The following is a 3937-nucleotide window of genomic DNA, read 5'->3' as shown; positions in this document are numbered from 1 at the left end:
CGCGAGAAAAGCCGCTCGTATGCCATGCCGCATTACATCAAGGTCTATGAAATGACATTCTCATTCACACTGCACGACGAATCGGCCATGCCGTCATCTTACGGGGAATAGCTCCAGCTGGACGGCTGTCAGACGGGGGACTTTTACCTTGGGAACAGGCTTCAGATTGCAGTCTGTTCCCTCGCGTGATTTCCGCCGGATGATGGACATGATCCGCTCCTCGGATATAAAGAACTCCTGGCGGGACAACACTTTCAAAGCGTCATCAAAGCGCAGGCGCTGCACCTCCGTCCAGTAATAGTAACGGCGGCACAGGGCTTCATCACGGAGTTCTATAAGCGTCTTGTCTCGTCCTTTGGCCATAAAGTTAAGTATATGCTGCAAAATTAGCCATTTAACCGGGGATGTTGATAAAAAAACGCCGCATCGTGCATGGATGCGGCGCTTTTCCGTTTAGAGTGTGAACAAAATCACATGGTCATCAGTTCGGTGTCATCCTCACCCGGAACAAAAGGCTCGATACGGGTGATAACCTTGCTCTGCACCTTCACACGTCCGCTGCCCTTACAGACAGGACAACGGGAGGAGGAAGGGGCACCGCCCTGGTCCGTGTAAAAAACACGGCCCTTGCCCTCACAGTTCTTGCAGGCCATTACATGAGGCGCGATATTCTTCGTCTTTTCCATACTACAAACGGCAGAATGAAGGCTCGATACGGTGCCAGACACCGTTCTCGTCACGTTTATGGAAATAATAATTCACCGCGGTCTTGTACACCACGTTGCTCTCACGGAAGAGATCCATAATCTCCGTGTACTCGCTGTCGAAACGGTCCTCCAACTCGTACAGCTTGCTCACCGACTTGTAGTCCAGGTCACCCTGGCGGTTACGCTCGATCATCGTCATGCCGAGCTGGTACATCGGATCATCGGTACCCAACTCGCGCCCCATGGCATAACGCTTCAGGTAGTCCACCAGGCGCTCGGCGGCAAGATCGGCACGCTCGTCGAAGCTCTTCACCTTGTTGCTTCTCACCTCCAGCTTCATGTCGCCGTCCACGATGGTGAAACTCGCCTGCTCGTCCTTGCGGAGCTGGCCGTATTCACGCATCACCGCACGGAAGGCGGCAGCTTCTTTCTCCACCCAGTCACGGAACGCTTTCACATCATCCACGACCGGGAGCAGCTTGTTCTTCACTTCAAGCATGAACTGCGCGCGAAGCCCCTCATAAGCGTCGCGGCGGTTACGCTTGTTTTCCTTCTCTTCCTGCTGGAGCTGTTTCAGCAGTTCTTTTCTGTCCTGTGCGGACAAGCTCTTTAACTGTTCTTTCAAGTCCATAACTAAAAAAATTGATGGTTATTATTGTTGTTTATTCTCACGTTTGCGGCGGATGGCACGCAGCTTCACCTGCAATGTGTCCAGCGCCTCACAGTCAAGTTCACGGAACTCCTTGCCGGCGATACGGCTGTCCAGGCAGAAAGTGTTCACCTTGTCCCAGTCTGCCGTATCAATGCCCAGCAACTGCATCTGGTGCAATACCGCGGAGCGCTTCTGGCGGAGGATCTTCCGGAGCTGTTCCTGGTAGGTAGGCGGTACCAGCTTCTGCATGGCGGCCACGGCGGCACTGTATTCCTTCAGCGTCATGTCACGCAGGCTCGTGGTACGTCCCCCCGTGTACTGGGAAACGATGCTTTCCTTCAGTGCCTCACGATCCGATGTCGGAAGGCGGTTCAAAAGACTGTAAAACGCCGCATAATTTTCGGGTTTGTTTAACCGTTTACGGGTGTTGATGTCTATCTGCATGGCTTTCTTGGTTTTAAATTATCCCTTTAAAAAGGGTACGTCTCCAAAAAAGAAGTTAAAACGTCACTTAAAACTTTTACAATTATGCCGGAGAACGTACCCTGATTCATTATTTTTGTCTGTCACTTTTAAATTTTACAATTATGAAATTTACAGAAGAAAATGCTGATGCCATCTTGGCCGAAATCAACAAGAAATGCTCACCGTATGAATGTCCCATGTGTAAACAAAGAACAAACTTTGTCTTCGGTAAAGGTGAATCTCAAATTTTATCGTTCCAACGGGAAGGGGTGCAATTAAGGGCTGATAACGGCATCAATTTTATCCCGGTCATCGTTGGATTTTGCCAAAACTGTGGCTATATAGCACAATTCAATCTGAATGTCATTTTTCCAGAGAAATGACACCTTGCTGATAGGTATCATTTTGGAATTTTCCTTCTGATTCACCAGAGGTTCGGTCATCAACATTCCGTTCCTGGTGAATCACTTCAACCGACACCACACTGTTCCTGGTGGTGTTGATCGCCATAATGTATCTGTTCCCCTTCTGGCCTTTCTCGTAAAGATAGGCCCAGTTCTCCTCAACTTCCACATAACCGTGGCGGTCAACCGGAAGACCGAAACCGTTCACGATCTGGACACGGACCTTCAGGCCCTCGAATTTCTTGAATATGTTGCTCATAATGCTATCGTAACTACAGGTTTATCAAGTTCCCTCAGACGGGCCTCCGGAACATCCTTCAGGATGGCGGCGGCCAGCTGCGAATCCCGCGTCTCGACAATCGCCCAGCCCTCCGTCTTTGTGGAGGCACTGATTAGCATCTGACGACGCGGCTCAAAACATGTCCAGTTCAGAAGGACGCTGCTCAACCTCTCTATCGGAAGGCCGAGCTGGTGCAGGTTATCACTCGTGTTCATTTATAGTCATTCATCAGTTCATATTCAAATTTTCACCGGACGGAATAGTATTAATGTCAGCCTTTCTCGTGTAGGCCTGCATAAGCCCCACGGAAAGCAGCATATAAATATTCTTATTCGCTTTGACAACCCCGGAAATAGAGCCGACAATATGTTCAGTCTTGCCGGTAATGATTGAGCCGGCTATCTGCTCAAGCCCGTCCGGATGCTCCTCACTGGCCGCAACACTCATAAAAGGGCTAAGGCCGTTCTCCTTACAAAAGTTCTCCACATACCGGCAGAGTTCCATTACTGCCTCTTTCTGTTTTTCTGTAATCATTTTAGTAAAATTTTAATGGTTGATAATATGTTATTTTTCAAGAATATAATCGCACTCAAGAACCTTGACACCACCGTAAAATGTCACTTTGGACGTATCAGTAATACCGAAATGTTCTTTATCCGCGAAAATCATATTTTTCACACCGGACTTCATTTGCCGGACAACGTCCTTAGCCCTTTTATCAGTCCAGCCATGAGCGGCAAAACCGGCCTTGAACTGGTAAGTGGTCGTTACGGCACCGTTCTGGATCCTGGTGGAAACAGTAACTGTACCCACACAATTCTCTATTGTTTTCTTCTTTCCCATGATGATTATTTATTTGTTGGTTTCCAATCCACTGTTATAACCGCATCCAGTTCACCGCTGCCTTCACAGACCGGACAAGGTTTCCGCACATCCTCGCGGCTGCCTTCCTCCGTTCCCCAGAACCAGCCGTTACCCTTGCAGTAACCACACTTGTGACCGGTACTGACAAAGTTCTCACGGTTAGTCCCTTTACACATATAGACAGGAGGACAGATCTCCAGCTGTTTCTTTATCCTGCTCATGCCTGGCCCCCTTTCTGTTTCGGCCCCGCCACATTCCAATAGTCATAGGCGCCCTTCTCCCAGATTGTGTATTCACCGGTGGAACCCTGATAACGTCCCTTACTGAAGGCGACGTAGCCCTCCACCCATATCTTCAGGTCTGCATCATACATCACACTCGTGGCCGCATCACCTTTAGGATTCTTGCCGCGGGCATGGCTGATGAAAATAAACAGCTTGTCCGGAAACTCCTCCTTCAGCCGGATATAGTCACGGTACGTCATCTGGGTGTATTGGAAGCTGTCAATGATCACGATGTTGAAACTCTTATGACGCCGGAGCCTGATCTTCAAGGTGGGGATGTC

At 49.3% G+C, this 3937-nt stretch carries 9 protein-coding genes and 1 pseudogene; 1 reads left to right on the top strand and 9 read right to left on the bottom strand.

What is annotated here, in order from left to right; translation table 11 throughout:
* Positions 1–93: 93 nt before the first annotated feature.
* The 4 genes from LPH68_RS25685 to LPH68_RS25670 form a co-directional block, all read right to left on the bottom strand.
* Positions 94–363 (bottom strand): transposase, encoded by a 270-nt coding sequence (locus LPH68_RS25685; RefSeq protein WP_149949485.1) that lies wholly within the window; start codon positions 361–363, stop codon positions 94–96.
* Positions 364–470: 107 nt separating this feature from the next.
* A complete protein-coding gene (locus LPH68_RS25680) occupies positions 471–728 on the bottom strand; it encodes a molecular chaperone DnaJ (RefSeq protein WP_230297235.1) in 258 nt (85 codons plus the stop codon).
* A complete protein-coding gene (locus tag LPH68_RS25675; protein WP_008667116.1) occupies positions 688–1338 on the bottom strand; it encodes a DUF3164 family protein in 651 nt (216 codons plus the stop codon). The genes LPH68_RS25680 and LPH68_RS25675 overlap by 41 nt, the downstream gene beginning before the upstream one ends.
* 21 nt (positions 1339–1359) lie before the next feature.
* On the bottom strand, positions 1360–1803 hold the full coding sequence (locus LPH68_RS25670; protein WP_149949483.1) for a hypothetical protein: 444 nt from the start codon (positions 1801–1803) through the stop codon (positions 1360–1362).
* A gap of 143 nt (positions 1804–1946) precedes the next feature.
* Between LPH68_RS25670 and LPH68_RS25665 the strand changes: the two genes are divergently transcribed.
* Positions 1947–2207 carry a hypothetical protein gene (locus LPH68_RS25665; protein ID WP_149949482.1) on the top strand — a complete coding sequence of 87 codons (261 nt, stop codon included), beginning with the start codon at positions 1947–1949 and terminating at the stop codon, positions 2205–2207.
* Here LPH68_RS25665 and LPH68_RS25660 read toward each other — a convergent pair.
* The 5 genes and pseudogenes from LPH68_RS25660 to LPH68_RS25640 all read right to left on the bottom strand — a co-directional run.
* Entirely contained in the window at positions 2188–2487 is a 300-nt protein-coding gene (locus LPH68_RS25660) for a hypothetical protein (protein WP_149949481.1), read from the bottom strand. The two genes, LPH68_RS25665 and LPH68_RS25660, sit on opposite strands and share 20 nt — an antisense overlap.
* A 249-nt stretch (positions 2488–2736) precedes the next feature.
* Complete coding sequence (locus tag LPH68_RS25655) at positions 2737–3042, bottom strand: hypothetical protein (RefSeq protein ID WP_149949480.1); 306 nt, start codon at positions 3040–3042, stop codon at positions 2737–2739.
* 30 nt (positions 3043–3072) lie between these two features.
* Positions 3073–3351, bottom strand: a complete 279-nt coding sequence (locus LPH68_RS25650) for a hypothetical protein (protein WP_130061775.1) — start codon at positions 3349–3351, stop codon at positions 3073–3075.
* 5 nt (positions 3352–3356) lie between these two features.
* The gene (locus tag LPH68_RS25645) at positions 3357–3593 is read right to left on the bottom strand and encodes a hypothetical protein (protein ID WP_149949479.1); all 237 of its coding nucleotides are present in this window, start codon (positions 3591–3593) and stop codon (positions 3357–3359) included.
* Positions 3590–3937 (bottom strand): annotated as a pseudogene (locus tag LPH68_RS25640) (hypothetical protein); the annotation flags it as partial. The pseudogene LPH68_RS25640 and the gene LPH68_RS25645, both read right to left, overlap by 4 nt.

The organism is Bacteroides sp. 1_1_30, assembly GCF_020982715.1.
Lineage (GTDB): Bacteria > Bacteroidota > Bacteroidia > Bacteroidales > Bacteroidaceae > Bacteroides > Bacteroides xylanisolvens.
The sequence above is the reverse complement of the archived record's forward strand: the minus strand, read 5'-3'. Positions and strand labels throughout refer to the sequence as shown.

Coding starts and splice junctions, on each gene's coding strand:
- LPH68_RS25670 (WP_149949483.1), bottom strand. CDS start 1,803: ATGCAGATAGACATCAACACCCGTAAACGGTTAAACAAACCCGAAAAT.
- LPH68_RS25650 (WP_130061775.1), bottom strand. CDS start 3,351: ATGGGAAAGAAGAAAACAATAGAGAATTGTGTGGGTACAGTTACTGTT.
- LPH68_RS25660 (WP_149949481.1), bottom strand. CDS start 2,487: ATGAGCAACATATTCAAGAAATTCGAGGGCCTGAAGGTCCGTGTCCAG.
- LPH68_RS25685 (WP_149949485.1), bottom strand. CDS start 363: ATGGCCAAAGGACGAGACAAGACGCTTATAGAACTCCGTGATGAAGCC.
- LPH68_RS25655 (WP_149949480.1), bottom strand. CDS start 3,042: ATGATTACAGAAAAACAGAAAGAGGCAGTAATGGAACTCTGCCGGTAT.
- LPH68_RS25645 (WP_149949479.1), bottom strand. CDS start 3,593: ATGAGCAGGATAAAGAAACAGCTGGAGATCTGTCCTCCTGTCTATATG.
- LPH68_RS25665 (WP_149949482.1), top strand. CDS start 1,947: ATGAAATTTACAGAAGAAAATGCTGATGCCATCTTGGCCGAAATCAAC.
- LPH68_RS25675 (WP_008667116.1), bottom strand. CDS start 1,338: ATGGACTTGAAAGAACAGTTAAAGAGCTTGTCCGCACAGGACAGAAAA.